The organism is Ruegeria sp. HKCCD7296 (assembly GCF_013110775.1).
Classification (GTDB): Bacteria; Pseudomonadota; Alphaproteobacteria; order Rhodobacterales; family Rhodobacteraceae; genus Ruegeria.
This window is the reverse complement of sequence record NZ_WVRF01000003.1, coordinates 74967-100336: the sequence shown is the minus strand read 5'-3', so window position 1 is coordinate 100336 and position 25370 is coordinate 74967. Positions and strand designations below refer to the sequence as shown.

Here is a 25370-nt window from a genome sequence, read left to right as displayed (position 1 = left end):
GAAAATGAGGGCGGCGATCTTTTGATCTGCCGCCCTTTTGCGTTTAGCTGTTTCCGTTTCCGGTGAAACGCGCGGCATCCGCCGCAGCGCGTCGTATCGCGTTGGATTTATGGACGGTTTCCATGAATTCGGCTTCTGGATCGCTGTCATAAACAACGCCGCCGCCCGCCTGAATATAAAGCGTTTGATCTTTCACAATTGCGGTGCGCAGCGCGATACACATGTCCATGTCGCCGCCCGCGCTGAAATACCCCACGCCACCGCCATAGACGCCGCGTTTTTCGGGCTCCAACTCGTCGATGATTTCCATCGCGCGCACTTTGGGCGCGCCAGACACTGTGCCCGCTGGCATCCCGGCAAAGAATGCGTCAAGCGCGTCTTTGTCTTCGGCAAGTTCACCCACCACGTTTGACACAATATGCATTACGTGGCTGTAACGTTCTATGATGAACTCTTCAGTCGGGCGCACCGTGCCAATCTTGGCCACGCGTCCGGTATCGTTGCGGCCCAGATCCAGCAGCATCAGGTGCTCGGCCAGCTCTTTCTTGTCGGCCAGCAGATCCAGTTCGTTTGCCTTGTCTTCTTCCGGCGTCGCGCCACGGGGGCGGGTGCCGGCGATGGGACGAATGGTGACTTCACTACCGAACACGCGCACCAAAATCTCGGGGCTGGCACCGACGACCTGAAAACCACCGAAATTAAAATAGAACATGAAAGGCGACGGGTTGGTGCGCCGCAACGACCGATAAAGCGCAAAGGGTGGGAGAGGAAATTCCTGCGTCCAGCGCTGCGCGGGGACAACCTGGAAAATATCACCCGCGCGGATGTATTCCTTGGCCTTTTCAACGGCTTCCATATAGCCGGACTTGGTAAAGTTCGACACGGGCGGTGAAACTTCGCGCGCGTCCCCAAGATCGCGGGTTTCCGCAGGCATCGCACGTTCCAGATCGCGAACCGCATCCATCACACGTTCGGCGGCTTGTGCATACGCAGCCTTGGCGGATTGACCGTCGCTGGCCCAAGCTGGTGAAACCACGGTCACTTCGCCTTTAACACCATCCAACACGGCGATGACGGAAGGGCGCAGCATAATCGCATCGGGCAGGCCCAGAGGGTCAGGGTTTACGTCTGGCAGGTATTCCACCAGCCGGACCATGTCATAGCCCAAATATCCAAACAGCCCGGCTGCAGCCTGAGGCAGGTCATCCGGCAGGTCGATGCGGCTTTCGGCCAGCAAAGCGCGCAGGTTGTCCATCGGGTTGCCGTCTTGGGCCGAGAACGCCTCGGAATCGAACCGGGCAGAGCGGTTCAACTCGGACGCGTCACCGCGACACCGCCAGATCAGGTCGGGTTTCATACCGATGATCGAGTAACGGCCACGAACTTCGCCGCCGGTTACGGATTCCAGCATGAACGCATCTTTCTGTGCGCCCGTCAGCTTGAGCATCAGTGACACGGGCGTGTCCAGATCAGCGGCAAGCCGTGTGTAGACCACCTGATTTTCGCCCGCTTCATAAGCGCGCGCGAAGGTGTCGAATTCGGGTGTCAGTGCCATTTCGGTCTCGTTTAAAAGCTCGATTGCACGGCATTCAGCGCCTGTTGGTCGACGACCGGGCGCGCGCGTGTCTGTGCATCGCGCACATAAGCGTTGAAAATATTCTGTGACAGGGCCTGATTCATCTGAGCGGAAAGGGCTTCACGCAGTTGGCGAAGCTCGTCTGTATCTGCCGGAGGCAGAACTTCATCCAGGCGCACCAGCAACGCTGCACTGTTGCCACCAATGACACGCAATTCGCCAGGTTCCATCTGGAACACTTCGTTCATGAAATCCGCAGGAACGTCATCCAGAAACGCCGTGCGGGTCAGGGCATTTTCAACACGGAAGGGCAGGCCGGTGGCTGTAAAGTCACCATCTGTTGCAAGCTGTGTCAGAACCGCATTGGCCCGTTCTTCCAGCGCCTTGTTTGTTTCGGCCTGAAGCCACGCGGCGGCCACGCGATCACGCGCGCTGTCCAGCGGCTCGGGGCGACGCGGCAGCACCTCGTTCAGGCGCAGAGCAAAGATCGACCCATCTTCGAGGAATGCGATTTCCGGGAAATCACCTTCCTGCACAGCTTCGGCTGCGACGCGGAACCCGTCATAGGCCGCGACATCATCCACGCTTTCGCGGGTCCAGTCGATCTGACCCAGCTCCATTTCGGTCTCATCCGCCAGTTCTTCCAGTGTAGCGCCGCCAGCAAGCATGTCGTTGATATCTTCGGACTGCGCCTCGATCAGGCGGCGCGCACGCTCGGCCGCCAGCTCTTCCCGCAAGGCCGGTTCAGCTTCTTCGAAGGGCACATTGTTGGCTGCCAGAGATCCGTTGATCCGGAACAGGGCCGGACCAAATACCGACGGCAAGGGTCCAACAACAGCATCCAGATCGGCCGCAAATACAGCATCCGCTGCTTCGCCCAGATCCTCACGTGTCACGTCGCCCAGATCGATGTCGTTCAATTCGAGATCGCGGTCGCGGACCAGCTGTTCAAAGGTAGTGCCACCCACCTCAAGCTGGGCTTTAGCTTCGCTTGCAGCTTCCTCGTCCGGGAAATTCAAGCGCTCAACCAAGCGGCGTTCAGGCTGGTTGAACTCAGCAGACCGGTCGTCATAGAGCGCGCGCAGGGCGTCCTGATCCACCTCGACACTGTCGATCAGCATCGCAGGGGACAGGATCGCATAGGTCAGTTGCTTGGTGCGGGGCAGTGTGAACAGAGCACCGTTTTCATCATAATAAGCCTGAATCTGCGCCTCGGTCGGATCGGCAATCGAAGATTCCAATGCTTCGGTCCCGACGGTGGCCACCGTAAAGCTGCGCCGAGCGCCGATGTAGTCCGTCATCGTATCCGTTAGAGTGGCTGGCATTTCGACGCCGCCCATGATCGCGCCCTGAACGATCGTACGCGCCGATTCCTTACGCAAATCAGTTTCGAACTCGGAATCGGTCATGCCGATCTGTTCCAGCTGAAAAAGATAGGCTTCACGGTCAAAGCTGCCGTCCACACCCTGGAAGGCCGGGATCGCGACGATGTCTTGCTGTAGGTTCTCGTCCCCGATGGAAATACCCAGTTGGCCGACTTCGTTGTCCAATGCCGCCAATGCCGTCAGACGGGCCAGGGCATTCTGATCAAGCCCCAACTCGCGTGCCTGCGACATCTGCAATGGCTGGCCGGTTTGTGCCTCAACCGCGCGGATTTCGCGCTGCAACTCGCGCACATACTCATCGACCGAGATGCTTTCGTCACCCACATGTGCGACGGTTCGGACCGTACCGCTGAGATTGGTGGCGCCAAATCCCGCAAGGCCCAGCATCAGCAGGCCCATCAGAATCCAGACAAAGGTTTTAGAAAGACTTTTAGCGCCTGCGGCCATGGTGCCCTCTTGTTATTGCGGCAGCGTTCTGCCCTGTCGGTTGCGGCCCTGAATACGACGCACACCGCCGAGGGGCAAGCTTAGAAGGACAGGCCCTGCAACCGGTCGAACAATTGACCCAATCCCGCACGGTCCAGATTGGCGAATGCTACACGGACTTGCCGTTTTCCAGCGGGGTCATGGGCGGGCATGAACATGGTGCCGGGCAACAGGAGCACGCCTGCCTCAGTCACCAAACGGCGTGCCAATTCGTCTGACGGCATATTGAAAGGGTGTTCGAGGTAAGCAAAATACGCCCCAAGCCCCAAAAGACGCCATCCTTGGGCCTCAAGGGCGGGCATTCCATCTTTAATTGCGGCTCTGCGGTCGAGAATTTCGTCTCGTTCACCCGCAAGCCATTGTGATAGGTTCTGCATCCCCCAAAGGGCTGCAAACTGGCCGATTTGGCCAGGGCAAATGGCAACAGTGTCGAGGAATTTCTCGACCTCGGCCAGAAGAGAACGGCTTGTGGCTATCGCACCAACTCGGTGGCCTGTCAGGCGATAGGCTTTAGAGAAGGAATAGAGATGAACAAGCGTCTCATCCCAAGCCGGTTGTTGGAACAGATCGTGGGGCGGGCCGCTGCGGCTATCGAAATCGCGATAGGTTTCGTCCACGATCAGGCGAAGACCGCAGTCGCGTGCAAGGTCAAAAAACGCGCGGACCAGATCGGAAGGGTATTCCACGCCGCCGGGGTTGTTCGGCGTGACCAGGGCGATGGCGCGTGTTTTTTCGGTAATCAGAGCGCGCGCCTTCTCTGGATCGGGTAGCAGGTCATCTCCGGTTGGGAGGTCCACAGCCTTCACCCCAGCCATGTCCAACCACATTTTATGGTTGAAATACCATGGCGTTGGCAGAATCACTTCATCATCCTCATCGGTGATTGCCGAGATCACGGCCGAGAATGCCTGATTACAGCCCGAGGTGATGGCGGTCTGAGACGCGTCAACGCGCCCGGCGTAGTGCGCGCTGATCTGGGCCGCCAATTCTGTGCGAAGATCGTCGTTCCCCAAGACCGGCCCATATAAATGCGCGTTGTCTTCCTGCACGGCAAAATCTGCCATTGCCTGTCGCAGAGCAAGCGGAGGCGGGTCAACCGGCGCGGCCTGGCTGACATTGATCAGTGGGCGGTCTGCAGGAAAGTTGACACCTTCGACCCATCGTCGCGCCTCCATCACCGGAGGAGGGAAAGTGGCGCTTGTGCGAGTCTGGGTCATGGTGTGCCAGTCTTTATGCGAGGCTCCGCCTCACGCTTCTAAGTATTTGAGAGCAGAAAAGAGGTTAGTCTGTCCCACGATAGGGTTCGACATATTGCAACGCCATGTCCCAGGGGAAGAAGATCCACGTGTCCTGACTGACCTCGGTGATGAACGTATCTACCATCGGGCGGCCCTTGGGTTTCGCATAAACCGTCGCGAAATGCGCGTTGGGGTACATTTTGCGGACCAGTTCCAGTGTTTTACCGCTGTCTACCAGGTCGTCGATGATCAGAACGCCAGTTCCGTCGCCCATCAGATCCGCGTCGGGTGCCTTCAAAACTTCGGCCTCGCCTTGTTCTTGATGGTGATAAGACCGCACGCTGATCGTATCGACGGTGCGGATGTCCAATTCGCGGCTGACGATCATCGCGGGGGCCATACCGCCGCGCGTGATAGCCACCACTGCGCGCCAGGCACCATTTTCAGGGCCTTGCCCGTCAAGCCGCCAAGCCAAAGCGCGCGAATCGCGATGGATTTGATCCCAGCTGATGTGAAAGCCTTTTTCGTGGGGCAGGCGGTCTTTGGCACTCATGATATCAGCCCTTTTCCACGTCGGGTGCATCGACGGCCTTCATGCCGACAATGTGATAGCCCGAATCCACGTGCAGGTTTTCTCCGGTCACGCCGCTGGACAGATCCGACAGCAGGTAAAGGGCTGACTTGCCCACATCGTCGATGGTCACGTTGCGACGCAGGGGCGAGTTATATTCGTTCCACTTCATGATATAGCGGAAATCGCCGATGCCGCTGGCCGCCAGCGTCTTGATCGGACCGGCAGAGATCGAGTTGACTCGGATGCCGTCTTTGCCCAGATCCTCGGCCAGATACTTTACCGACGCTTCAAGTGCGGCTTTGGCGACGCCCATTACATTGTAATGCGGCATGACTTGCTCGGCACCATAGTAGGTCAGGGTGACGGCGCTGCCGCCTTCGCCCATCATCTTTTCGGCGCGTTGCATCACGGCGGTGAACGAATAGACCGACACATCCATGGTCAGTTTGAAGTTCGCCCGGCTGGTATCGACATAACGTCCGCGCAACTCATTTTTGTCAGAGAAGCCGATGGCATGAACCACAAAGTCCAGTTTGCCCCATTTTTCTTCCAGCGCGGTGAATAGCGCATCGATCGACGCCTCGTCGCTGACATCACAGGGCAGAACGATTTCACTGCCCAATTGGGCGGCCAGCGGGTCGACGCGCTTTTTCAAAGCATCGCCCTGATAGGAAAAAGCAAGCTCGGCCCCGGCATCGGACAAGGCGCGGGCGATTCCCCATGCGATTGATTTGTCATTGGCCAGTCCCATGATGAGGCCGCGTTTGCCGGCCATCAACTGATTTGACATGTGTGGTTCTCCGCCTGTCTTCGCGATGTGTTGAGTTGGTTTATGCCATTGGTAGCGTTGCTTCAAGGCCGTGCGCTCTTGCTCGCAGCGGGTTCTCGCCTTAGGTTCGTCTTTAATACTTTCCAGGGGATGGAAATGACCGAGCGTGATGGCATATTTGCTGGCTCCGATCCGTTTGAAATAGCGGGCCGGTGGCTTGCCGAGGCTGAAAAGACAGAATTGAACGATCCCAATGCGATCGCGCTGGCCACCGTCGACTCGGATGGTTTGCCGAACGCGCGTATGGTTCTGCTCAAGGAAATCGAAGCGGATTCTTTTGTATTTTATACGAACTACGAAAGCGCAAAGGCCACCGAACTGGATGCCGCCGGGAAGGCCGCATTTGTCATGCATTGGAAATCTTTGCGGCGACAATTGCGTGTTCGTGGTACAATCACCCGCGAAGATGGGCCTCAGGCGGATGAATATTACGCATCGAGGTCGCTGAAGAGCCGTTTGGGGGCCTGGGCGTCGAAGCAATCTCAACCCCTATCAAGCCGTACAGCCTTGATGGCTGAGGTGGCCAAGGTGACTGCTAAGCTGGGTCCGAATCCGCCCCGTCCACCGTTTTGGGGCGGGTACCGATTGACGCCTACTGAAATTGAATTCTGGGCCGACGGGGCATTCCGACTTCATGACCGGTTCAGATGGAAGCGTAATGAGCCGGGATCGGTATGGCATGTGGAAAGGTTGAATCCATGACGTTCACGTGTCGTGAAATGCAACAGACCGAAAATAAACAGTTTTTTCAGCTTGAAATTGCCTGCCATTCCCATAAACAACAAACCCTTAACGAACGGCTAAAATTCGCGATGGGAAAACCGTGCCAGAAGACCTGAACAATATGTATCGCGTCCGTGGACACGTTAAATGGTTCGATCCCGCCAAGGGGTACGGATTTGTCGTGTCCGACGAAGGTGGTCCGGACATCCTGTTGCACGTGAATGTGTTGCGCAATTTCGGCCAGAGTTCTGTCGCCGATGGCGCGGGGATTGAAATCATGACTCATCGCACGGACCGTGGTGTTCAGGCGGTTGAGGTCGTTGCGATTGATCCTCCGGAACGAACCGACTCGATGATGTTGGCCGATTTTGCCGAACTGGACCCGGTGGTTATTGCCGAGGCCCCGTTGGAAGCGGCACGGGTTAAGTGGTTCGACAAAGGCAAGGGATTCGGTTTTGCGAACGTCTTTGGTCGGGGCGAAGATGTCTTCCTTCATATAGAAGTTCTGCGCCGGTCAGGCCTCGCTGACCTTCAACCGGGCGAAGCGCTGGCCATGCGTGTAATTGATGGCAAAAGAGGCCGGATGGCAGCTCAGGTGCTGGCTTGGGAAGCCGCACTGGACGGCTGATTTCTCATGGGACGGTTTCTGACGCTTCTGACCCTGTTCTTTACGCTTTGGGCAGGTGGGGCGTTTGCCGCGTGTCGCGCTGATCAGGTTTCTTTGCGGAATGACGCGGCGACGGTACGATTTGACATCGAACTGGCGGTGACACCGCAAGAGCGTTCGCGAGGGTTAATGTTTCGCGAGTCACTTCCGAATCGATCCGGGATGCTGTTTGTTTTTGACCCGCCGCAACCCGTAGCTTTCTGGATGAAGAACACACTGATTCCGCTGGATATGATCTTCGTGGATCGAACTGGCACAGTTACACGGGTGCATGAGGGGGCGATTCCCGGTGATCTGACCCCAATCGAAGGCGGAGATTCCGTATTTGCAGTGCTGGAAATCAACGCCGGACTGTCCGCACGCTATTCAATTACGCCGGGCACGCAGATGCAGCATGAAATTTTTTCGCAAGGTCCTGCAATTTGGCCCTGTTAGGGCTTTTCAAATCAGATTGGCATCGTTAGGAAGGCGCACGGTCCGGGGCGTGGCGCAGTCTGGTAGCGCACCTGTTTTGGGTACAGGGGGTCGTAGGTTCGAATCCTGCCGCCCCGACCACTTCCTCAATATCATGAGGGCAATCCGCCCATGGCTTGAAACAGCCTGCTGATCGATTGATCCAGGGTGGGGCTTTCCAATGGCACTTCGACTATGGATCCGTCTTTCTGCGGAACTTCAAAGAACACGTTAGCATCCACGCGGTATCCCGCTGCGTTTTTGGTAGATGTTAAGCGCGTGACGCTTTGCGGCAGGTCCTGTGGATTGCCGTCATAGTTCAGAATCAAAAAGGCGGATGCTTTTGCAGGCAGGATTTCGTAACACTCGAACTTCTGGTTTCCTGTTTTCTCAAAAGATTCCCCCGGCCCGGTACAACTGGTTTCGAAGCTTTCGAACAATCTTTGGGGATAGGTGTCAAACTGTGCGCTGCGTGATGCAATGGGCACATCTTGTGGTGCGCAGGCCACGATAAAGATCAGGATCAGGTTAAAGGCTAACAGCTTCATCAGGTTGGACCTTTTTAAAATCGAACGAACTGGCGACTCGTGAACGCGATGGGTTGCGAGGAAATGCAATTGATTCCCAACCAGCTTAATCGGCACCGTCTTGGTTGATCAAACACGGATAACTATGCTGGTAAAAACGGGAATTCGTTTTGAGACTTAAAGGTTTCGGCGGAATTTTGCCGTGGATGATCCTGTGGAGGAATCGCGCGCAATTGGGTGGCGGACTTGAAACGTTCTCAGGTCAACAAAAAAGATTTCAAAAAAGACGGAAAAGGGCGTTGACCTTCTATGGGTTCATACGTCAAATTGTATGAGCCGAAGAGATTGCCACAATATCTGGTGTTCAAACTGGAAGAGGCAGCAGGCGAGGGTCGGAAAGCACATCTAATTTAAGTGCGCCGTTTTTGTGGTTTTTCCGCTGTCTTTGACAGCGAACGATACCCTTGTCCGTAAGACTCTGGGCGTTGTGGGCGGCACCCTGCAACACAAGATTTGGTGTCGGGAACTGAACATTGGGCGGAATTTAACCAGGGCTGCGGACATGAAGATTGAAAGAAAATTCACCAAACCAGATCAGGATGCCTACTCGGACCTGGATTTTGTGTCTGCAACGTCTGAAATCCGCAATCCGGATGGAACGATTGTTTTCCGTCTGGACAACATCGAAGTGCCCGCAAGCTGGTCGCAGGTGGCAAGTGATGTGATTGCTCAGAAATACTTCCGCAAGGCAGGTGTTCCCAGCAAGCTGAAAAAGGTCAAAGAAAGGGACGTTCCAGAATTCCTGTGGCGTTCGGTACCTGCCGAAGGTGCGGAGTTTGACGGAGAAATTTCGTCCAAGCAGGTGTTCGACCGTCTGGCAGGTGCATGGGCCTATTGGGGCTGGAAAGGCGGCTATTTCTCGGATGAAGAAGACGCGCGCGCCTATTTTGACGAGATGCGTTACATGCTGGCGACCCAGCGTGCTGCTCCGAACAGCCCGCAGTGGTTCAACACTGGTCTGCATTGGGCCTATGGGATCGACGGTCCGGCGCAGGGGCACCACTATGTAGACTACAAAACCGGCAAGCTGACGAAATCGAAATCCGCCTACGAACATCCGCAGCCGCACGCGTGCTTCATCCAGTCTGTCGACGATGATCTGGTGAACGAAGGCGGCATCATGGACCTGTGGGTGCGCGAGGCGCGCCTGTTCAAGTACGGCTCGGGCACCGGTACCAACTTCAGCCATCTGCGCGCAGAAGGCGAAGCGCTGTCAGGTGGCGGCAAATCTTCGGGCTTGATGGGCTTCCTCAAGATAGGCGACCGCGCTGCTGGAGCGATCAAATCAGGCGGGACAACCCGTCGAGCAGCAAAGATGGTGATCGTTGATGCGGATCACCCGGACATCGAGCAGTTCATCGAATGGAAGGTGATCGAAGAGCAGAAAGTGGCTTCGATTGTTGCCGGATCGAAGATGCACGAGAAGATGCTGAACGGTATTTTCGAGGCCATTCGTTCGTGGGACGGATCTGCTGACGACGCATATGATCCGAACGCAAACGACGCCTTGAAAAAGGCGGTGCGCGAAGCGAAAAAGGTTGCAATCCCAGAAACTTACATCAAGCGTGTTCTGGATTACGCCAAGCAGGGCCATGACAGTATTGAATTCCCGACCTACGATACAGATTGGGATTCCGAAGCTTACAGCTCGGTCTCGGGTCAGAACTCGAACAACTCGATCCGCGTCACCAATGCGTTCCTGACCGCTGTCGAAAAGGACGCCGATTGGGAACTGATCAACCGCACCGACGGCAAGGTCGCCCGCACCGTCAAAGCACGTGACCTGTGGGAAAAGGTCGGTCACGCCGCATGGGCCTGTGCCGATCCAGGCATCCAGTTTCACGACACAGTAAACGAATGGCACACATGCCCCGAGGACGGCGAGATTCGCGGCTCGAACCCGTGCTCGGAATATATGTTCCTAGATGACACGGCTTGTAACCTGGCATCGATGAACCTGCTGACCTTTCTGAAGGATGGTGAGTTCCAGGCAGCGGATTACATGCATGCCTCGCGCCTGTGGACTTTGACGCTGGAAATCTCGGTGACGATGGCGCAGTTCCCGTCCAAGGAAATCGCAAAGCTGTCTTACGATTTCCGCACACTGGGTCTGGGTTATGCCAACATCGGCGGTTTGCTGATGAACATGGGCTACAGCTACGACTCGGATGAAGGCCGTGCGATCTGTGGTGCGCTGACCGCGATTATGACTGGTGTGGCTTATGCAACCTCAGCCGAGATTGCTGGGGAGCTGGGACCGTTCAAGGGGTACGAGCGCAATGCCGACCACATGCTGCGCGTCATCCGCAACCACCGCCGCGCGTCGCAGGGGGTTACCGAGGGTTATGAGAAGCTGGCCGTGAAGCCAGTGCCTTTGGATCACGGTAACTGCCCGGACAAGCGTTTGGTCGATCTGGCCATGTCGGCCTGGGATGAAGCGCTGAGCCTGGGTGAGAAGAACGGCTATCGCAACGCACAGGCCACTGTGATCGCACCAACCGGCACTATTGGTCTGGTGATGGATTGCGACACCACCGGGATCGAGCCGGATTTTGCTCTGGTCAAGTTCAAGAAGCTGGCCGGCGGCGGCTACTTCAAGATCATCAACCGCTCGGTGCCGTCGGCGCTGGAAAAGCTGGGTTATTCCTCGTCTCAGATCGAAGAGATCGTGGGCTACGCAGTCGGCCATGGCACCATCGGCAACGCGCCGGGGATCAACCACACCTCGCTGACCGGTCACGGCTTTGGCCCCAATGAGCTGGCCAAGGTGGACGCCGCGCTGGAAAGCGCCTTCGACATCCGGTTCGTCTTCAACCAGTGGACACTGGGCGAGGATTTCTGCACCGGCGTTCTGGGCATTCCAGCGACCAAGCTGAATGACCCGACCTTCGACCTATTGCGCCATCTGGGTTTCACCAAAGCGGACATCGACGCAGCCAACGACCACGTTTGCGGAACCATGACACTGGAAGGCGCGCCGCACCTGAAGAAAGAGCACTACGCGATCTTCGACTGCGCCAACCCGTGCGGCAAGAAAGGCAAGCGTTTCCTTGGGGTTGATAGCCACATCACCATGATGGCGGCGGCGCAAAGCTTCATCTCGGGGGCGATCTCGAAGACGATCAATATGCCGAATGACGCGACCATCGAGGATTGCCAGAAGGCATACGAACTCAGCTGGTCGCTGGGTGTGAAAGCCAACGCGCTTTATCGTGACGGCTCGAAACTGTCGCAGCCTCTGGCAGCGGCGCTGGTCGAGGATGACGACGAGGCGGCTGAGGTGCTGGAAAGCGGCTCGACGCAGGAAAAAGCCGTTGTTCTGGCCGAGAAAGTGATCGAGAAGGTTGTGGTCAAAGAAATGATCCGCAGCCATCGCGAAAAACTTCCTCATCGTCGCAAGGGCTATACCCAAAAGGCAATCGTGGGCGGCCACAAGGTCTATCTGCGGACTGGTGAGTTCGAAGACGGCAAGCTGGGCGAGATCTTCATCGACATGCACAAGGAAGGCGCTGGCTTCCGGGCGATGATGAACAACTTCGCCATCGCCGTGTCGGTCGGCCTTCAATACGGCGTACCGCTGGAAGAGTTTGTCGATGCCTTCACTTTCACCAAGTTCGAGCCGGCTGGGATGGTGCAGGGCAACGACTCGATCAAAAATGCGACGTCGATCCTTGATTACATCTTCCGCGAATTGGCCGTGTCCTATCTGGATCGCACCGATCTGGCCCATGTAAAACCCGAAGGTGCGACCTTTGATGATCTGGGTCGGGGCGAAGAAGAAGGTGTGTCCAACATCTCGGAAATCAGTGAAAGCGCTGCGTCCAAGTCGTTGGAAGTGCTGAAACAAATCAGCTCGACCGGTTATTTGCGCAAACGTCTGCCTCAGGATCTGGCCGTGTTCAATGCGGGTCAGGCAGACTTGGGCGGTATGGCTGAAACGGCCGCTGCTTTCGAGGCACCCGTTGCGGAAAATGCTGTGGCCACGGGAATGGACGCCCGCACCAAAGCCAAGATGCAGGGTTACGAAGGTGACCCCTGCGGTGAATGCGGAAACTACACGCTTGTCCGCAACGGCACCTGCATGAAGTGCAACACCTGCGGCGCGACAAGCGGGTGTAGCTAAGTTTTAACGCCCTGGCACCCCGGGGCGTAGGGGTCGGACGCTGCCCTAGGTAACCGACCCCGACGAATACGGAGAAAGGACGTAAGACTTACCTGATGACCTTTCTCCACTCGGCTGACATGCCCGTGTTGGCCGGGAACAGGGTGGGGCGGAATATTTGCTCCCTCCCACTCTTTCACGGGGCGGGTGCGCTCGTCCCATGCGCAGTCCAGGCCGCAGGCAAAAAAACACCGGGCGGTCAACGATATGAGCCTGGAAGGCGAAACTGACAGGGGGCTTCGGCCCCCTTTCTTTTTTCGCGCGGTCGCTGTTCTAAGCGGTGTTTCGCCAGATCGTGCGCGGCGCGTGTGGCAAGACCTGCCGATACAGGTCTGGCGGAATTTTGCCCGGCGGCACTTTGCGATGCCGACTCGGTCAAACACGCAAGGATTGGCGCGAATCCCTGCTGGTCGCGCTATGCGGGTGACGTGGTGCGAGGCTATGTTGTTTCTGGGGCTTGTCCGGACAAAAACAAAACCAACCTATCAGGAGGCACCAAAATGAAACCGCAGTATTTGATTGGAATTTCCATCGCTGCTCTAACCTTGCCGGGACTGGTCTCGGCCCAATCTACAGCCGATGCCAATGGCGATGGCGTTCTGACCATCGAGGAAGTTCAGGCTGTCGTACCGAATGTAGACGCCGATACCTTCTCGGCGATGGATGCCAATGGTGATGGCGCGTTGGACGCTGACGAAGTCGCCGTTGCGCAAGAGGCAGGGCTGCTTCCGTCAAGCGATGGATAAATCCGTGGGTGGCCCGATTGGTTTCGGGCCGCCCTTCCGCCCACTAAGTGGGCAGATGAATTTTGAACTTTTCGCGCAGTTCCATGTCCAGCAGCGGATCGAACTTGGCCTCGGATGGCGCAGACAGAATTTCTTCCTTGCGCGCCGTTGCCTTGTCGATCAGGTCCGGTTTGCCAAGCTCGACCCATTCTTTTGGCGACGATCGATCTCCGAATGTGGGATAAACGTAGTCAGCTTGCATCCGGCTGAGCGTAGCTTCCGTTCCAAGATAGTGACCAGGGCCGCCCATGCAGACCTCGGCCATCTGGTCCAGAGCTAGGGTTTCATCGTTCACTTCGATGCCCCGTACGCAGCGCTGCGCCTGACCGATCAGGTCATCGCTGAGGATCAGGCTTTCAAAGCAGAAACCCAACAAAGAGGCGTGCATGCCCGCCGCTTCGTAGACCATGTTCAGACCGGACAGACCCGCCATCACGTTGGAACACATCTGCTCCCATCCGGCTTGCATGTCCGGCAGTTTTGAATCCGACGCTCCGGCTGCTGCTCCGCCGGGTAGGTTGTAGAACCGGTGCATCTGTGCGCATCCAGCCGTCAGCAACGCCTGTTCGCCTGACCCAATGGACATCGCACCTGTCCGAAGGTCCAAGCCAAAGGGCCAGGTGCCAAAAACGGCTGGTGCTCCGGGACTTACGGCGTTTACGTAAACCAGTCCGGCAAGGCATTCGGCGGTCGCTTGAGTGATGGCTCCGGCTATGGTCGACGGCGCTGTGGCACCGGCCATCCCGGCTGAAAGAAGCAGGACAGGCATTCCGGCCTTGATGCACTCCTCCATCACTTCGCAGCTTTCAGTGGCGAACTTCATGGGGGGAACCACAAAGCAGTTCGAATTCGATACAAATGGCCGCTCGCGGTACTTATCCTCACCACCCGCGATCATGTAGATCATCTCCATCGCGGGCGCGACGTGGCTGGGTTCCGTGAACGATGTCCCGATGTGTTTGAAAGTGCCGGAACAGCTGGCGTAGATCGTGTTCAGGTCCATTTCGAGGTTATCCACGATGTCGCGGCAAACCATAGGGCGTTGAACAAAGTGAATGTTATCAAGTTGTTGGCAGATTCGCGCGGCATCGTGTAGGTCCTGCACAGTTGAATCGCGGTATTCCCGCCCATGCACGTCGACCATGGACACGGCAGCGCCGGCAGTGCCGTAGTGAACTTTGGTGCCTGACAACTCAAGATCGGTTTTTCCATCACGGCTGTACAATGTAACCGCGCGGTTAGCCTTGGCGATAGTGTCCTCGACCAAAGCGCGTGGAAATCTAATGCGTCCATCGTCCCCAAGGGTGCAGCCTGCATTTACAAGGTAGTCGATACCGCTTTGCGGGGCGTCAGCCAGACCGATGGTTTCCAGCGCGGTCAGTGCGGCCTCGTGAATACGTTCAATTTGTGCCTGCGTCAGAACATTTAGAACTCCGCCCTTCATTCCAGGGCGCACGGGGCGAAGATGGTCGGGCAGGGCCGTTGCGCGGGCGGCACGGCGTGCAGCACGGCCTCCGCTGCGTGACGTGTTGCGGGATTGGTCGTTCATGTCTTGATCCGGTTGTTGAGTGATGCTTTGGGGTGCGGAATATCCCCTTACGGCCGTCCCCGAGCGGCACGTCCACGATCCGCACCAATGGTGCGGCTGATCAGGCTGATTTTCCAGTCGTGGTCTGTCATTCGGGTTCTCAACTTCTGGCCTGAGCCTTCCAAAACACTAAGACACAATCTGTCCTGTTTACGACCTTTGTTGGTTTTTGCAGCTCATCGTGACGGTTTACTGCGGGATAAAGGAGGATCGGGCAGATTTTCTCCCGTTTTGGAAGAATTCTGTTATACTGCATTCACTTACTTTTGAGTTTTGTGACCCTGGAATTGAATTCTGATGAAGCGAAACGCAGATTAGAATAAGTTTGCGTCTTTAGATCGAAACAAGAGCGACATAATTTTGTACCCATGCAAAAAACCTCTTTCTGTCCTGTTCGTGGCGACCTGTCTCGCCAGCGCAGGCCCGGTTTTTGCCGAAAATTGGACAGGTGGTTATGTGGGCCTCAGCTTTGGATATGCGGATGCGGATGGACCGGGCGGCTCCAGCGGTGATGACACCGCTTTTGGTGCGCATATTGGTTATGATCAGGACTTTGGGAATTTTGTCCTGGGTGGTGAGCTGGAATACAACCGGCTCTCGTTGGATTTGGGCTCGTCCCAAGGCAGTTTGGACAGCATGACTCGTCTGAAGCTGCGCGGTGGATATGATTTCGGCAACGCGCTTGGCTATGTGGTTGTCGGGGCGGCGCGGGCTGAAACCTCGGTCGACAGCGACACGGCAGCGGTTTACGGCATCGGCGTGGCGTACCCGATTGGAGAAAACTTTGTGATCAGCGGCGAGGCGTTGCGGCAAAACTTCGACGATGTCACCCGTTCCAGCGGCAGTCTGGATTCCAACGTTTTCAATTTACGAACAACGTTTCGTTTTTGAATACTATTCCGCAGCGTGACGCTGCGCGAGCTGTTCGGCAAAAGAGCACAGCGTTTTCAGTGCGCTAGCAAAACGGTTGTCTTCAACAGTCATGGCCACCCGAACATGCCCGGCGGCGGCTGAGCCAAAGCTTTCTCCGGGCATGACGGCAATGCTGTGCGTGTCCAACAAAGCATTGGCAAAACTTTCCCCGGACAACCCGGTCTTGCGCACGTCCAGCATCAGGTACATCGCCCCCTGTGCGGGCACCAGGCCAACGGTGGATTGATCCTGAAGAATCGCCACGGCCTGTGAACGTCGACGACGAAACGGTGCGGCGATCTTTTCCTCCAGCTCGTGTCCTGCGGTCAGAGCATAACTGGACGCGTCCTGTATGAAGCCTGGTACGCCATAGGTTGTGTGGGTGGCCAGATTGATCAGATGGGCGATGACCTCTTCGGGGCCGACAATCCAACCACAGCGCGATCCCGTCATGGCATGGGATTTGGACATGGAACCAATGACAAGCGTCCGATCCTCCATACCGGGTAGAGCGCGCGGCGACAGGTGTTCTCCCTGCCAAACCTGCGTGTCATAGACTTCATCCGAGATCAGCCACAGGTCGCGTCGCTGGCAAATTTCGGAAACGTCTTCAAGCGATTGGCGGGAATAAACAACCCCGGTTGGATTGTTTGGTGTGTTGATCAAAAGTGAAACAGCACCGTCAGCCGCAGCATCGATCCGTTCGGCGCAGGGCTGAAAGGCGTCTTCTGCTGCGGTCTGAATTGCGCGGGCAACTGCTCCGACCCCGCGAATCGTTCCGGGATAGGTGGCGTAATAGGGATCTAGGAACAGCCCCACATCACCGGGATCGCAAACTGCCATATGGGCCGCAAACAGTGCAGACTGGCCGCCGGGTGTGATCATAACGTTGTTGCGCGTTGTTGGGACGCCCGTCCGCGTTTGCACCCGTGCCGCCACTGTGTCGCGCAGAAGATCTGTTCCGGGCACCATGGCATAACCCGTATGTCCTTCGCGGGCCGAAAGGTCCATGGCATGCAGGATCGATGGATCGGTTCGGATGTCATGTTCGCCGATCGTCAACTCGGTCACGGCCTGACCTTCGCTCAGCATCCGTCGGGCCCGATAGAACACGTCCCAGCCGTCGCTGCCGCCGCCTGTAATCTGCGTGATGCGTTTAGACAGTTTCATACCACTGCTCCGGGATAGCTTTTGGCTGAATGGGACAGAGCGGCTGAGCTTTGTCAATCAGCTTCGCGGCGGCAATGTCGCTTGCAGCTTTTTAGTCAGCGATGCCCGGACAATGTCGTATGACACCGTCAGGCGGTGGCGCAGTTCCTCAGGATCAGCATCAAACGGAAGGCGCACCCAACTGCGGTGGAAATAGGGGGCTTTCACGCCCACACCGGCATCAATCACCATCTGGGCCGTTTCCACATCGGGTGTTTTGACGGAAACACCATCGTTCGCTGTACCGATGCAGGCAAACATCTTGCCACCGATTTTCCACGCATCGTGCCCGCCGCCCCAGGGGTCCGACAACGCGGCCCCGGGGAATTCCTTGCAAACCGTGTTGACGTAATCTCGGTCCATGATCCGCACGGTGACTGAGGCGACGTGCAAACTCAATACTTGGCTTGAGGATCAACCCGTGCTAACCGAAGGACATGAACCCGATGACCTGCATCATTATCTGCTGCATTACCTGCTGATTTATCAAGCGGGCCGGTTTCTTTCGTTTTCATCCCTGAGACAAGTTGCTAAGCCCGCGCCAACGCGCAAGCACATGCTGTTTCTGAGGAGCCCGACCGATGACGACGATCAAGCTGCACAACACACGGACGCGGACGAAGGAAGACTTCGCTCCGATCGACCCTGAAAATGTGCGGATGTATGTCTGTGGTCCGACGGTCTATGACCGCGCGCATCTGGGCAACGCCCGCCCGGTGGTGGTGTTTGATGTGCTGTACCGCCTGCTGCGTCATGTCTATGGCGCGGATCACGTGACTTATGTGCGCAATTTCACCGACGTCGACGACAAGATCAACGCCACCGCGCTGGCGCGTAAAAAGGCGGGCGCGGAAGGCTCGTTAGAGCAGTTGGTACAGGAACGATCTGACGAAACCATCGGCTGGTATCTGCACGATATGGGCGCTTTGGGAACTCTTGAACCCAACGAGATGCCGCGTGCGACCCAATACATTGACCAGATGATTGCAATGATCGAGGATCTGACCGTTAAGGGCCATGCCTATGCCGCCGAGGGCCACGTGCTGTTTGCCGTCGACAGTTGGAAAGAGGGCTATGGCAAGCTGTCGGGCCGCTCGGTCGATGACATGATCGCAGGCGCTCGGGTCGAGGTGGCACCCTACAAAAAGAACCCGATGGATTTCGTGTTGTGGAAGCCGTCAACCGACGAACTGCCGGGTTGGGACAGCCCGTGGGGTCGGGGGCGTCCTGGTTGGCACATTGAATGCTCGGCCATGAGCTATGAGTTGCTGGGCGAGAGCTTTGACATTCACGGCGGCGGCAACGACCTGATGTTCCCGCACCACGAGAACGAGATCGCCCAAAGCTGCTGCGCGCACCCGCAAGGTGAGTTTGCGCGGGTTTGGCTGCACAATGAGATGCTGCAGGTCGAAGGGAAGAAAATGTCCAAATCGCTGGGCAATTTCTTCACCGTGCACGATCTGTTGGAACAAGGCGTGCCGGGTGAGGTGATCCGGTTTGTGTTTCTGCAGACCCATTACCGCAAGCCGATGGACTGGACCGAGAAAAAGGCGCGTGAGGCCGAAGCGACGTTGCGCAAGTGGCGGGCGTTGACAGCGGGCGTCGAGCCCGCCGCCAGCGCGGCACCTGCGGTGGTGGTGGCACTGAGCGATGATCTGAACACTGCAGGTGCAATGACCGAGTTGTACCGTCTTGCATCGGACGGTGACGCAGAGGGTCTGTTGGCGAGCGCGCAGTTGCTGGGGCTGTTGCTGCCAGAGATGGGCGCGTGGGCGGATACGGCATCTGTTGACTTGACTGCACATGCTGACCGTTTGGCCAACGCACGGGCGTCCGCCATGCAGAACAAGGACTTCTCGGAAGTTGACCGCCTCAAGGCCGCGTATATCGCGGCAGGGCTTGAAGTGCGCATGAGCAAGGAAGGTGTGGAACTGGTGCCCGGTGCCGGGTTTGATGCCTCCAAGTTGGAGGAGGTCTTATGACCAAAGAACGCCTCTACCTCTACGACACCACCCTGCGCGATGGGCAACAAACGCAGGGCGTTCAGTTCTCCACCGCCGAAAAGGTGCAGATCGCTCAGGCTCTGGATACTTTGGGAGTGGATTATATCGAAGGCGGCTGGCCCGGTGCGAACCCCACCGACAGCGCGTTTTTCGAGGTTGCACCGAAGACCTCAGCCCGTCTGACGGCGTTTGGAATGACCAAGCGGGCAGGGCGCTCGGCCGAGAATGATGATGTGCTTGCAGCCGTGATGAATGCGGGCACGCAGGCCGTCTGTCTGGTGGGCAAATCGCACGATTATCACGTGACCCATGCGCTGGGGATCTCGCTTGAGGACAATGTCGAGAACGTCCGTGCCTCGGTCGCACATATCGTGGCGCAGGGTCGCGAAGCGCTGTTTGATGCCGAACATTTCTTTGACGGCTACAAGGACAACCCGGATTATGCGGTCGCGGTCTGCCGCGCCGCGCTGGACGCTGGCGCGCGTTGGGTGGTCCTTTGCGACACAAATGGAGGCGCTTTGCCGTCGGACGTTGGGCGGATCGTATCAGACGTGATCGCAGCAGGTCTGCCCGGTGATCGGTTGGGTATTCACACACATAACGACACCGAGAACGCGGTGGCCTGTTCCCTGGCGGCCGTAGAAGCAGGTGCGCGCCAAATTCAGGGCACCCTGAACGGTTTGGGCGAGCGTTGCGGGAATGCCAACCTAACCGCTTTGATCCCGACGCTGCTGCTGAAGGAACCCTATGCTTCGCAGTTTGAAACCGGCGTCAGCCTGGATGCTCTGGCGGGGCTGACCCGTATCAGCCGGATGTTGGATGACGTTCTGAACCGGGTTCCCAGCAAGCAGGCGGCCTATGTGGGGGCGTCTGCCTTTGCGCATAAGGCCGGACTGCATGCCAGTGCGATCCTCAAGGACCCATCGACCTATGAACATGTCGAGCCTGCAAGTGTGGGCAACTCACGCATCATTCCAATGTCGAACCAGGCCGGGCAGTCGAACCTGCGCAAACGTCTGACCGAAGCCGGGTTGAGCGTCGAGGCGGGTGATCCCGCGCTCGGTCGGATCCTTGAACGGATCAAACTGCGTGAAGCGGATGGGTATTCCTATGATACTGCGCAAGCCAGTTTCGAACTGTTGGCGCGGGACGAGCTGGGACAACTGCCCGAGTTCTTTGAAGTCAAACGCTACAAGGTCACGGTTGAGCGGCGGAAGAACAAGTACAACAAGATGGTCAGCCTGTCCGAGGCTGTTGTTGTCGTGAAAGTGGACGGTGAAAAGAAGCTGTCCGTCAGCGAGTCCATGGACGATTCCGGCAGTGACCGGGGGCCTGTGAACGCTCTGGCCAAAGCCTTGGCCAAAGATTTGGGGCGGTATTCGCAAGTCCTGTCAGATATGCGACTGGTCGACTTCAAGGTGCGGATCACACAAGGCGGGACCGAAGCGGTCACGCGTGTCATCATCGACAGCGAAGACGGGCAGGGGCGGCACTGGTCTACCGTGGGCGTCAGCGCGAACATAGTCGATGCATCGTTCGAGGCTTTGCTGGATGCGATTCAGTGGAAACTGGTGCGCGATTGCGATCCGCAGAAGGCAGCAGCTGAGTGAGCGCGGTCTTTGACGACGACGTCAAAGCCTGTGCCGCGCTGGTGCAACGGGCTGATCCTGACCGGTTCCGTGCCGCAATGGCAGCCCCGGTGGCGGCCCGTGCCGTTCTGTTCCCGTTATACGCGTTGAACGTCGAAGTGGCGCGCGCGCCCTGGGTCACGCAAGAACCGATGATTGCCGAGATGCGGCTGCAATGGTGGCGCGACGCTTTGCAAGAGATTGCCGAAGGCGCCACTGTGCGACGGCATGAAGTTGTAACGCCCTTATCGCGTGTGCTTTCGCCTCATCTGGCCGGTGTTCTGGATGAATATGTGGCTGTAAGGCGTTGGGATATTTATCGGGATCCGTTTGAAGGCCAGGAACACTTTGACGCTTATATCAACCATAGCGCGGGGTCTTTGTTTGTGGCCTCTGCTCAAGCGCTGGGTGTCGCGGACGAGGATGTGTTGCGCGATTTTGGTTATGCCGTTGGTGTTGCAAACTGGCTTCGCGCGACCCCCGAGCTGGAAAACAGGGGTCGGATACCTTTGTTGGACGGCACCCCGGAAGGTGTGCAAACCCTTGCGCAATCTGCGCTGGAGCGTCTTAACAAGGCCCGGGCAAACCGGGTTGCGATCTCTGTCGAAGCCCGTCCAGCGCTTGCGGCAGGGTGGTTGGCTGAATGGGCGTTGAAAGAGGTTGTTGCGCGGCCTGAACGTGTTGCTTCTGGCAGTTTGATACCGGGCGAAATGCGGCAACGCTTGTCCCTGATGTGGACGGTCAGCAGTGGGCGCTGGTGATCAGGCCCGTTCCGGGTCGGCGGGACGCAGCACCAGCCACAGCAACGCGCCACCCGCTAATGTTAGCAACGGAACCATGGCCAGGTTAACCGCTGTCCAGCCTTCGATCGCAGAGCCGCCCGAGCAGTTCATCAACCCGCCTGAGGCCAGCGAGGCCAATGTGACACCTCCGAAAACCAGCAGGTCGTTCAGGCCCTGCATCCGGCCACGCTCTTGCGGGTCATGCGAATCTGCCAGCATCGTCGTTGCGCCGATAAAGCCAAAGTTCCACCCAATACCCAGCAGAACAAGCGCGAGGAAGAAGTTCCCAAGTTCAACCCCTTGCAAGGCAACAACCCCGGCGCTTGCTAAAATGGCAAGGCCTAGTGCCACGATCTTCTCTACCCCGAAGCGGGCGATCAGATGGCCGGTAAAGAAACTAGGGATGTACATGGCCAACACGTGGCTTGTAACGATATCCGCTGCGTCGTTGGCCGAGAATCCGCACCCAACGACGGCCAGCGGGGTCGAGGTCATTACAAGATTCATCAGGGCGTAAGACACCATCGCACAGATGACCGCGACTGCGATACGTGGTGTTTTCAGCAACTCAAGCCGTGAACGTCCTTTGGGCTCGTTCTCTGTGGGTTTTGGTGGTGTTGGGATGTCGAGAAAGAAGAACAGGCCAGAGCCCAGAACGTTAATCCCAATCACAGCCAGATAGGTGCCCAGAAACGGAATGACATAGGCCTGAGAGGTGAGTTTCACGATTTGTGGGCCGATAATCGCCGCAGCCAGTCCCCCGGCCATCACGTATGAAATGGCCTTAGGGCGGTACGCGTCTGACGCTGTGTCCGCCGCAGCGAACCTATAGAACCCGTGTGCGCTCATGTAGATACCTGTCAGCAGGCTGCCAACAAGGAAGATAGGGAAAGAGCCAAGGAACAAGCCGTAAGCTCCGATCAGCCCACCTAACGCGCCAGCGGTTGCTCCAACAAGGAATCCGGCACGACGGCCCCAGCGCTGCATGATCGCCGAGATCGGCGTGGCCGCTAGCATGGAACCCAGAACAATCAAGGAAATGGGCAATGTCGCAAGGCAAGGGTTTGAGGCCAGCGACTGGCCTGCCAGCCCCCCGACAATGAACATCATGGGCATCTGTGCACCCAGAATGGCCTGTGCGGCCACCAAAACAGCTACGTTGCGCTTGGCCTGACGGTCGTCTGGAAGGGCTGAGGTCATTGTCATGGGCGAATGGTTATCGGCTAAGCCTTTGGGGTACAAGCGGCTTGCATCTGCGGCACATGCGCCTAACGTGCCCATGAACACCGAGCAGGGAGGCCGCATGTCCGTAGGCCGCATCATCGAAACGCCAGATTGCGTGGCCGAAGGCGCCGAATGGCTGGCGCAAACTTGCCCGCGCATGGCCTATGCCATCGAACAAACTGGCTCTTTGCCTCTGCGCCGCCGCCCCGATGGTTTCGCACAACTGCTCAGCGCTATTGTCAGCCAGCAGGTCAGCGTAGCTGCCGCGCGTGCAATCTGGAAACGGTTGCAGGACGCGAAACTGACCGGTCCACGCAAGATTATGTGGGCCACAGATGAAGATCTGCGCGCCGTGGGTCTAAGCCGTCAGAAGATCCGCTATGCACGGGCGTTGGCTGAGGCGCGCATTGACTTCAAAGCATTGCGCGACGCGCCTGACGACGAGGTGGTTAAAACTTTGACGCAGGTGTCCGGGATCGGCGTCTGGACGGCCGAGATTTATGCGATGTTTTCCCTGGGCCGCGCCGACGTGATCGCACCCGGTGATCTGGCGCTGCAAGAGGCCGCGCGTGTCCTCTATGACCTGCCCAAACGCCCGACGGACAAGGAACTGCGCCAAATGGCCGAAGCGTGGTCGCCGTGGCGCTCGGTTGCGGCGCGGGTGCTGTGGGCCTATTACCGGGTTGATAAACAAAGAGAAGGGATCAGATGACACGGGTTTTGAATGCGCTGAGGAAAGAGCCTGTTTCGGGTGACACGCGATCAGTCGTGGTGTTCGTGCATGGCTATGGCGCAAACGGCGCCGACCTGCTGGGGTTGGCCGATCCGTTGGGCGAGCATTTGCCCGATACTCTGTTTGTAGCCCCAGATGCACCCGAGCAGATTCCGGGGATGCCGAACGGCTTTCAGTGGTTCCCGATTCCTTGGATCGATGGGTCGTCCGAAGAAGAGTCGCGCCGGGGTATGGAAATGGCGGTTGAGGACTTCAACGCCTTTCTGGACGCCCTGATGGTGGACGAAGATGTACTGCCCGAGCAGGTTGTGCTGTTTGGCTTCAGCCAGGGCACTATGATGAGCCTGCACGTTGCGCCGCGCCGCGAAGACCCCGTGGCTGGGATCGTCGCCTTTTCTGGCCGGTTGTTGGAACCCGATCTTCTGCCCGACGAAACTGTCAGCCGGATGCCGGTCCTGCTTGTGCATGGTGATGCGGACGACGTCGTGCCACCGCAATCGCTGCCCGAGGCCGCTGAAGCCCTGCAGGCTTCGGATTTCAAAGAGATATACGCGCATGTCATGAAAGGCACCGGCCATGGCATTGCCCCCGATGGTTTGAGCGTCGCGCTGGCTTTCATGCGCGACAAGCTGAGCCTTTAACTTTACCATCCAGATCAGCGGAACGCCTTGGTGTTCCGTGCAAGATCAAGACCAAAGATGCGCTTCGGCAAACTCGATCGAGTTTGCCGCCGGGTCGCGCACGTACAAAGACCGTGCACCGCCGGGCCAGTCAAACTCGGCATCCACGGGGATGTTCCAATCCAGCAGGTGTTTGCGCATCACTGTGATTTCATCGCGTGACAAAACAAGACACACATGTCCGGGGCCGCGCGCACCATGAGGTGGGACAGGCATGTCAGGGTTGAGGGGCGGCTGTTCTGTTTGGTTGGGGTTAAAGATAAGCAGAACAGATCCGCCGATGCGGTAAAATACATGGCGGTTGTTGATGCACTGAATACGCTCAAGCCCTAAAACCTCGCTATAAAACTGTTCCGCCGCATCCAGATTGTCTGCGTAAAGCGCGGCCTCCAGAATGGCCGAAGGGGCCGGGATATCTGGCGTGAGTTTCATGCCCCAAGTATAACAGAAAAGGGCGGGTTTTGTCACCGGCGCGGACGTCGGTCACGTTTGCGTTGCGGAGCGGTGTTCAAGGTGGGCATCGGCAGGCTGTCCCATTGACCGGGCCCCAGATCATCCAGTGTCCAGTCTCCGATACGATAGCGGATCAGGCGCAGGGTTGGCAGACCCACTGCCGCCGTCATGCGCCGCACCTGCCGGTTCTTGCCCTCTCGGATGGTCAGTTCCAGCCAACTGTCGGGTACGCTTTTTCGTTCCCGGATAGGTGGGATGCGAGGCCAGAGCCCCTCGGGCTCATCAATCTGCCGTACCTTTGCGGGGCGCGTCTGGCCGTCCTTCAACTCAACCCCGTTCCGTAACGCTTTCAAGGCGGCCTCATCAGGGATGCCTTCGACCTGAACCCAATAGGTCTTTGCCATCTTGTGCTTTGGATCTGATATCTGAGCCTGCAGTTTTCCGTGATCAGTCAGCAGCATCAAACCTTCGCTGTCACGATCCAAACGACCAGCGGGATAAACGCCAGGCAGGTCGATGAAATCGGACAGCGTGCTGCGCGGGCTTTCGGCATCGGCGCGGTCGGTAAACTGCGGCAGCACGTCATATGGTTTGTTGAAGCGAATGAACCAAGACATGACCCGCCCATAGCCCGAAGGACGCACCCGGTGCAAGTTGTGGATAACTGTCATGTGACTGTCACAGATTCGGCTT

Annotated in this window: 23 protein-coding genes and 1 tRNA gene; 12 read left to right on the top strand and 12 right to left on the bottom strand. The window is 57.5% G+C overall.

What is annotated here, in order from left to right; translation table 11 throughout:
* Positions 1 to 43: 43 nt before the first annotated feature.
* The 5 genes from trpE to fabI all read right to left on the bottom strand — a co-directional run bounded on the left by trpE (position 44) and on the right by fabI (position 6049).
* Positions 44 to 1555 carry an anthranilate synthase component I gene (gene trpE / locus GS632_RS05495; RefSeq protein WP_171237635.1) on the bottom strand — a complete coding sequence of 504 codons (1512 nt, stop codon included), beginning with the start codon at positions 1553 to 1555 and terminating at the stop codon, positions 44 to 46.
* An 11-nt stretch (positions 1556 to 1566) separates the two neighbouring features.
* Positions 1567 to 3408: a peptidylprolyl isomerase gene (locus tag GS632_RS05490; protein WP_171237634.1), complete on the bottom strand. Its 1842-nt coding sequence runs from the start codon at positions 3406 to 3408 to the stop codon at positions 1567 to 1569.
* A gap of 80 nt (positions 3409 to 3488) precedes the next feature.
* Positions 3489 to 4664 (bottom strand): aminotransferase, encoded by a 1176-nt coding sequence (locus GS632_RS05485; RefSeq protein WP_171237633.1) that lies wholly within the window; start codon positions 4662 to 4664, stop codon positions 3489 to 3491.
* Between the two features lie 64 nt (positions 4665 to 4728).
* Entirely contained in the window at positions 4729 to 5238 is a 510-nt protein-coding gene (gene gpt / locus GS632_RS05480) for a xanthine phosphoribosyltransferase (RefSeq protein ID WP_171237632.1), read from the bottom strand.
* Positions 5239 to 5242: 4 nt separating this feature from the next.
* A complete protein-coding gene (gene fabI / locus GS632_RS05475) occupies positions 5243 to 6049 on the bottom strand; it encodes an enoyl-ACP reductase FabI (protein WP_171237631.1) in 807 nt (268 codons plus the stop codon).
* Between the two features lie 135 nt (positions 6050 to 6184).
* Between fabI and pdxH the strand changes: the two genes are divergently transcribed.
* From pdxH to GS632_RS05455, 4 genes are all read left to right on the top strand, one after another.
* Positions 6185 to 6790 carry a pyridoxamine 5'-phosphate oxidase gene (pdxH, locus tag GS632_RS05470; RefSeq protein WP_171173832.1) on the top strand — a complete coding sequence of 202 codons (606 nt, stop codon included), beginning with the start codon at positions 6185 to 6187 and terminating at the stop codon, positions 6788 to 6790.
* A gap of 142 nt (positions 6791 to 6932) precedes the next feature.
* Entirely contained in the window at positions 6933 to 7439 is a 507-nt protein-coding gene (locus tag GS632_RS05465; protein WP_174836485.1) for a cold-shock protein, read from the top strand.
* 6 nt (positions 7440 to 7445) lie between these two features.
* Entirely contained in the window at positions 7446 to 7913 is a 468-nt protein-coding gene (locus tag GS632_RS05460; protein WP_171237630.1) for a DUF192 domain-containing protein, read from the top strand.
* Between the two features lie 43 nt (positions 7914 to 7956).
* Positions 7957 to 8033 (top strand) — tRNA-Pro (locus GS632_RS05455).
* Between the two features lie 11 nt (positions 8034 to 8044).
* Here the strand turns inward: GS632_RS05455 and GS632_RS05450 are convergent.
* Entirely contained in the window at positions 8045 to 8479 is a 435-nt protein-coding gene (locus GS632_RS05450; protein ID WP_171237629.1) for a hypothetical protein, read from the bottom strand.
* Between the two features lie 541 nt (positions 8480 to 9020).
* On the opposite strand from GS632_RS05450, the gene GS632_RS05445 reads away from it, so the two are divergent.
* Positions 9021 to 12641 (top strand): vitamin B12-dependent ribonucleotide reductase, encoded by a 3621-nt coding sequence (locus GS632_RS05445; protein WP_171237628.1) that lies wholly within the window; start codon positions 9021 to 9023, stop codon positions 12639 to 12641.
* A 539-nt stretch (positions 12642 to 13180) separates the two neighbouring features.
* On the top strand, positions 13181 to 13426 hold the full coding sequence (locus tag GS632_RS05440; RefSeq protein WP_171237627.1) for a hypothetical protein: 246 nt from the start codon (positions 13181 to 13183) through the stop codon (positions 13424 to 13426).
* 43 nt (positions 13427 to 13469) lie between these two features.
* On the opposite strand, the gene GS632_RS05435 is transcribed toward GS632_RS05440, so the two are convergent.
* Positions 13470 to 15014: a trimethylamine methyltransferase family protein gene (locus GS632_RS05435; RefSeq protein WP_171237626.1), complete on the bottom strand. Its 1545-nt coding sequence runs from the start codon at positions 15012 to 15014 to the stop codon at positions 13470 to 13472.
* 435 nt (positions 15015 to 15449) lie between these two features.
* Between GS632_RS05435 and GS632_RS05430 the strand changes: the two genes are divergently transcribed.
* Entirely contained in the window at positions 15450 to 15944 is a 495-nt protein-coding gene (locus tag GS632_RS05430; RefSeq protein WP_371809951.1) for an outer membrane protein, read from the top strand.
* A gap of 3 nt (positions 15945 to 15947) precedes the next feature.
* On the opposite strand, the gene GS632_RS05425 is transcribed toward GS632_RS05430, so the two are convergent.
* Together GS632_RS05425 and GS632_RS05420 are read right to left on the bottom strand one after the other, a co-directional pair.
* Positions 15948 to 17135, bottom strand: coding sequence for a pyridoxal phosphate-dependent aminotransferase (locus GS632_RS05425; protein ID WP_171234334.1), 1188 nt, complete (start codon positions 17133 to 17135; stop codon positions 15948 to 15950).
* A gap of 57 nt (positions 17136 to 17192) precedes the next feature.
* Positions 17193 to 17537: an MmcQ/YjbR family DNA-binding protein gene (locus GS632_RS05420; RefSeq protein WP_171237842.1), complete on the bottom strand. Its 345-nt coding sequence runs from the start codon at positions 17535 to 17537 to the stop codon at positions 17193 to 17195.
* Positions 17538 to 17755: 218 nt separating this feature from the next.
* Here GS632_RS05420 and cysS point away from each other — a divergent pair, with 218 nt between their 5' ends.
* From cysS to GS632_RS05405, 3 genes are read left to right on the top strand one after another with little or no spacing between them, the layout of a single operon-like run.
* A complete protein-coding gene (gene cysS / locus GS632_RS05415; RefSeq protein WP_171721438.1) occupies positions 17756 to 19156 on the top strand; it encodes a cysteine--tRNA ligase in 1401 nt (466 codons plus the stop codon).
* Positions 19153 to 20787: a citramalate synthase gene (cimA, locus tag GS632_RS05410; RefSeq protein WP_171173855.1), complete on the top strand. Its 1635-nt coding sequence runs from the start codon at positions 19153 to 19155 to the stop codon at positions 20785 to 20787. Before cysS ends, cimA begins: the two co-directional genes overlap by 4 nt.
* On the top strand, positions 20784 to 21566 hold the full coding sequence (locus GS632_RS05405; RefSeq protein WP_171721437.1) for a squalene/phytoene synthase family protein: 783 nt from the start codon (positions 20784 to 20786) through the stop codon (positions 21564 to 21566). The genes cimA and GS632_RS05405 overlap by 4 nt, the downstream gene beginning before the upstream one ends.
* On the opposite strand, the gene GS632_RS05400 is transcribed toward GS632_RS05405, so the two are convergent.
* Positions 21567 to 22793: an MFS transporter gene (locus GS632_RS05400; protein WP_171237625.1), complete on the bottom strand. Its 1227-nt coding sequence runs from the start codon at positions 22791 to 22793 to the stop codon at positions 21567 to 21569. It lies immediately after the preceding gene.
* A gap of 97 nt (positions 22794 to 22890) precedes the next feature.
* Between GS632_RS05400 and GS632_RS05395 the strand changes: the two genes are divergently transcribed.
* Positions 22891 to 23523 carry a DNA-3-methyladenine glycosylase gene (locus GS632_RS05395; protein ID WP_171721522.1) on the top strand — a complete coding sequence of 211 codons (633 nt, stop codon included), beginning with the start codon at positions 22891 to 22893 and terminating at the stop codon, positions 23521 to 23523.
* On the top strand, positions 23520 to 24185 hold the full coding sequence (locus GS632_RS05390) for an alpha/beta hydrolase (protein ID WP_171237624.1): 666 nt from the start codon (positions 23520 to 23522) through the stop codon (positions 24183 to 24185). The genes GS632_RS05395 and GS632_RS05390 overlap by 4 nt, the downstream gene beginning before the upstream one ends.
* A gap of 45 nt (positions 24186 to 24230) precedes the next feature.
* Here GS632_RS05390 and GS632_RS05385 read toward each other — a convergent pair whose 3' ends face one another.
* On the bottom strand, positions 24231 to 24656 hold the full coding sequence (locus tag GS632_RS05385; protein ID WP_171721436.1) for a VOC family protein: 426 nt from the start codon (positions 24654 to 24656) through the stop codon (positions 24231 to 24233).
* Between the two features lie 32 nt (positions 24657 to 24688).
* Positions 24689 to 25294, bottom strand: a complete 606-nt coding sequence (locus GS632_RS05380; protein WP_171234570.1) for an rRNA large subunit pseudouridine synthase E — start codon at positions 25292 to 25294, stop codon at positions 24689 to 24691.
* Between the last annotated feature and the right edge of the window lie 76 nt (positions 25295 to 25370).

Coding starts and splice junctions, on each gene's coding strand:
- GS632_RS05485 (WP_171237633.1), bottom strand. CDS start 4,664: ATGACCCAGACTCGCACAAGCGCCACTTTCCCTCCTCCGGTGATGGAG.
- cysS (WP_171721438.1), top strand. CDS start 17,756: ATGACGACGATCAAGCTGCACAACACACGGACGCGGACGAAGGAAGAC.
- trpE (WP_171237635.1), bottom strand. CDS start 1,555: ATGGCACTGACACCCGAATTCGACACCTTCGCGCGCGCTTATGAAGCG.
- GS632_RS05465 (WP_174836485.1), top strand. CDS start 6,933: ATGTATCGCGTCCGTGGACACGTTAAATGGTTCGATCCCGCCAAGGGG.
- GS632_RS05445 (WP_171237628.1), top strand. CDS start 9,021: ATGAAGATTGAAAGAAAATTCACCAAACCAGATCAGGATGCCTACTCG.
- GS632_RS05435 (WP_171237626.1), bottom strand. CDS start 15,014: ATGAACGACCAATCCCGCAACACGTCACGCAGCGGAGGCCGTGCTGCA.
- GS632_RS05425 (WP_171234334.1), bottom strand. CDS start 17,135: ATGAAACTGTCTAAACGCATCACGCAGATTACAGGCGGCGGCAGCGAC.
- fabI (WP_171237631.1), bottom strand. CDS start 6,049: ATGTCAAATCAGTTGATGGCCGGCAAACGCGGCCTCATCATGGGACTG.
- GS632_RS05460 (WP_171237630.1), top strand. CDS start 7,446: ATGGGACGGTTTCTGACGCTTCTGACCCTGTTCTTTACGCTTTGGGCA.
- cimA (WP_171173855.1), top strand. CDS start 19,153: ATGACCAAAGAACGCCTCTACCTCTACGACACCACCCTGCGCGATGGG.
- GS632_RS05380 (WP_171234570.1), bottom strand. CDS start 25,294: ATGTCTTGGTTCATTCGCTTCAACAAACCATATGACGTGCTGCCGCAG.
- pdxH (WP_171173832.1), top strand. CDS start 6,185: ATGACCGAGCGTGATGGCATATTTGCTGGCTCCGATCCGTTTGAAATA.
- GS632_RS05400 (WP_171237625.1), bottom strand. CDS start 22,793: ATGACAATGACCTCAGCCCTTCCAGACGACCGTCAGGCCAAGCGCAAC.
- GS632_RS05390 (WP_171237624.1), top strand. CDS start 23,520: ATGACACGGGTTTTGAATGCGCTGAGGAAAGAGCCTGTTTCGGGTGAC.
- GS632_RS05450 (WP_171237629.1), bottom strand. CDS start 8,479: ATGAAGCTGTTAGCCTTTAACCTGATCCTGATCTTTATCGTGGCCTGC.
- gpt (WP_171237632.1), bottom strand. CDS start 5,238: ATGAGTGCCAAAGACCGCCTGCCCCACGAAAAAGGCTTTCACATCAGC.
- GS632_RS05440 (WP_171237627.1), top strand. CDS start 13,181: ATGAAACCGCAGTATTTGATTGGAATTTCCATCGCTGCTCTAACCTTG.
- GS632_RS05490 (WP_171237634.1), bottom strand. CDS start 3,408: ATGGCCGCAGGCGCTAAAAGTCTTTCTAAAACCTTTGTCTGGATTCTG.
- GS632_RS05385 (WP_171721436.1), bottom strand. CDS start 24,656: ATGAAACTCACGCCAGATATCCCGGCCCCTTCGGCCATTCTGGAGGCC.
- GS632_RS05420 (WP_171237842.1), bottom strand. CDS start 17,537: ATGGACCGAGATTACGTCAACACGGTTTGCAAGGAATTCCCCGGGGCC.
- GS632_RS05395 (WP_171721522.1), top strand. CDS start 22,891: ATGTCCGTAGGCCGCATCATCGAAACGCCAGATTGCGTGGCCGAAGGC.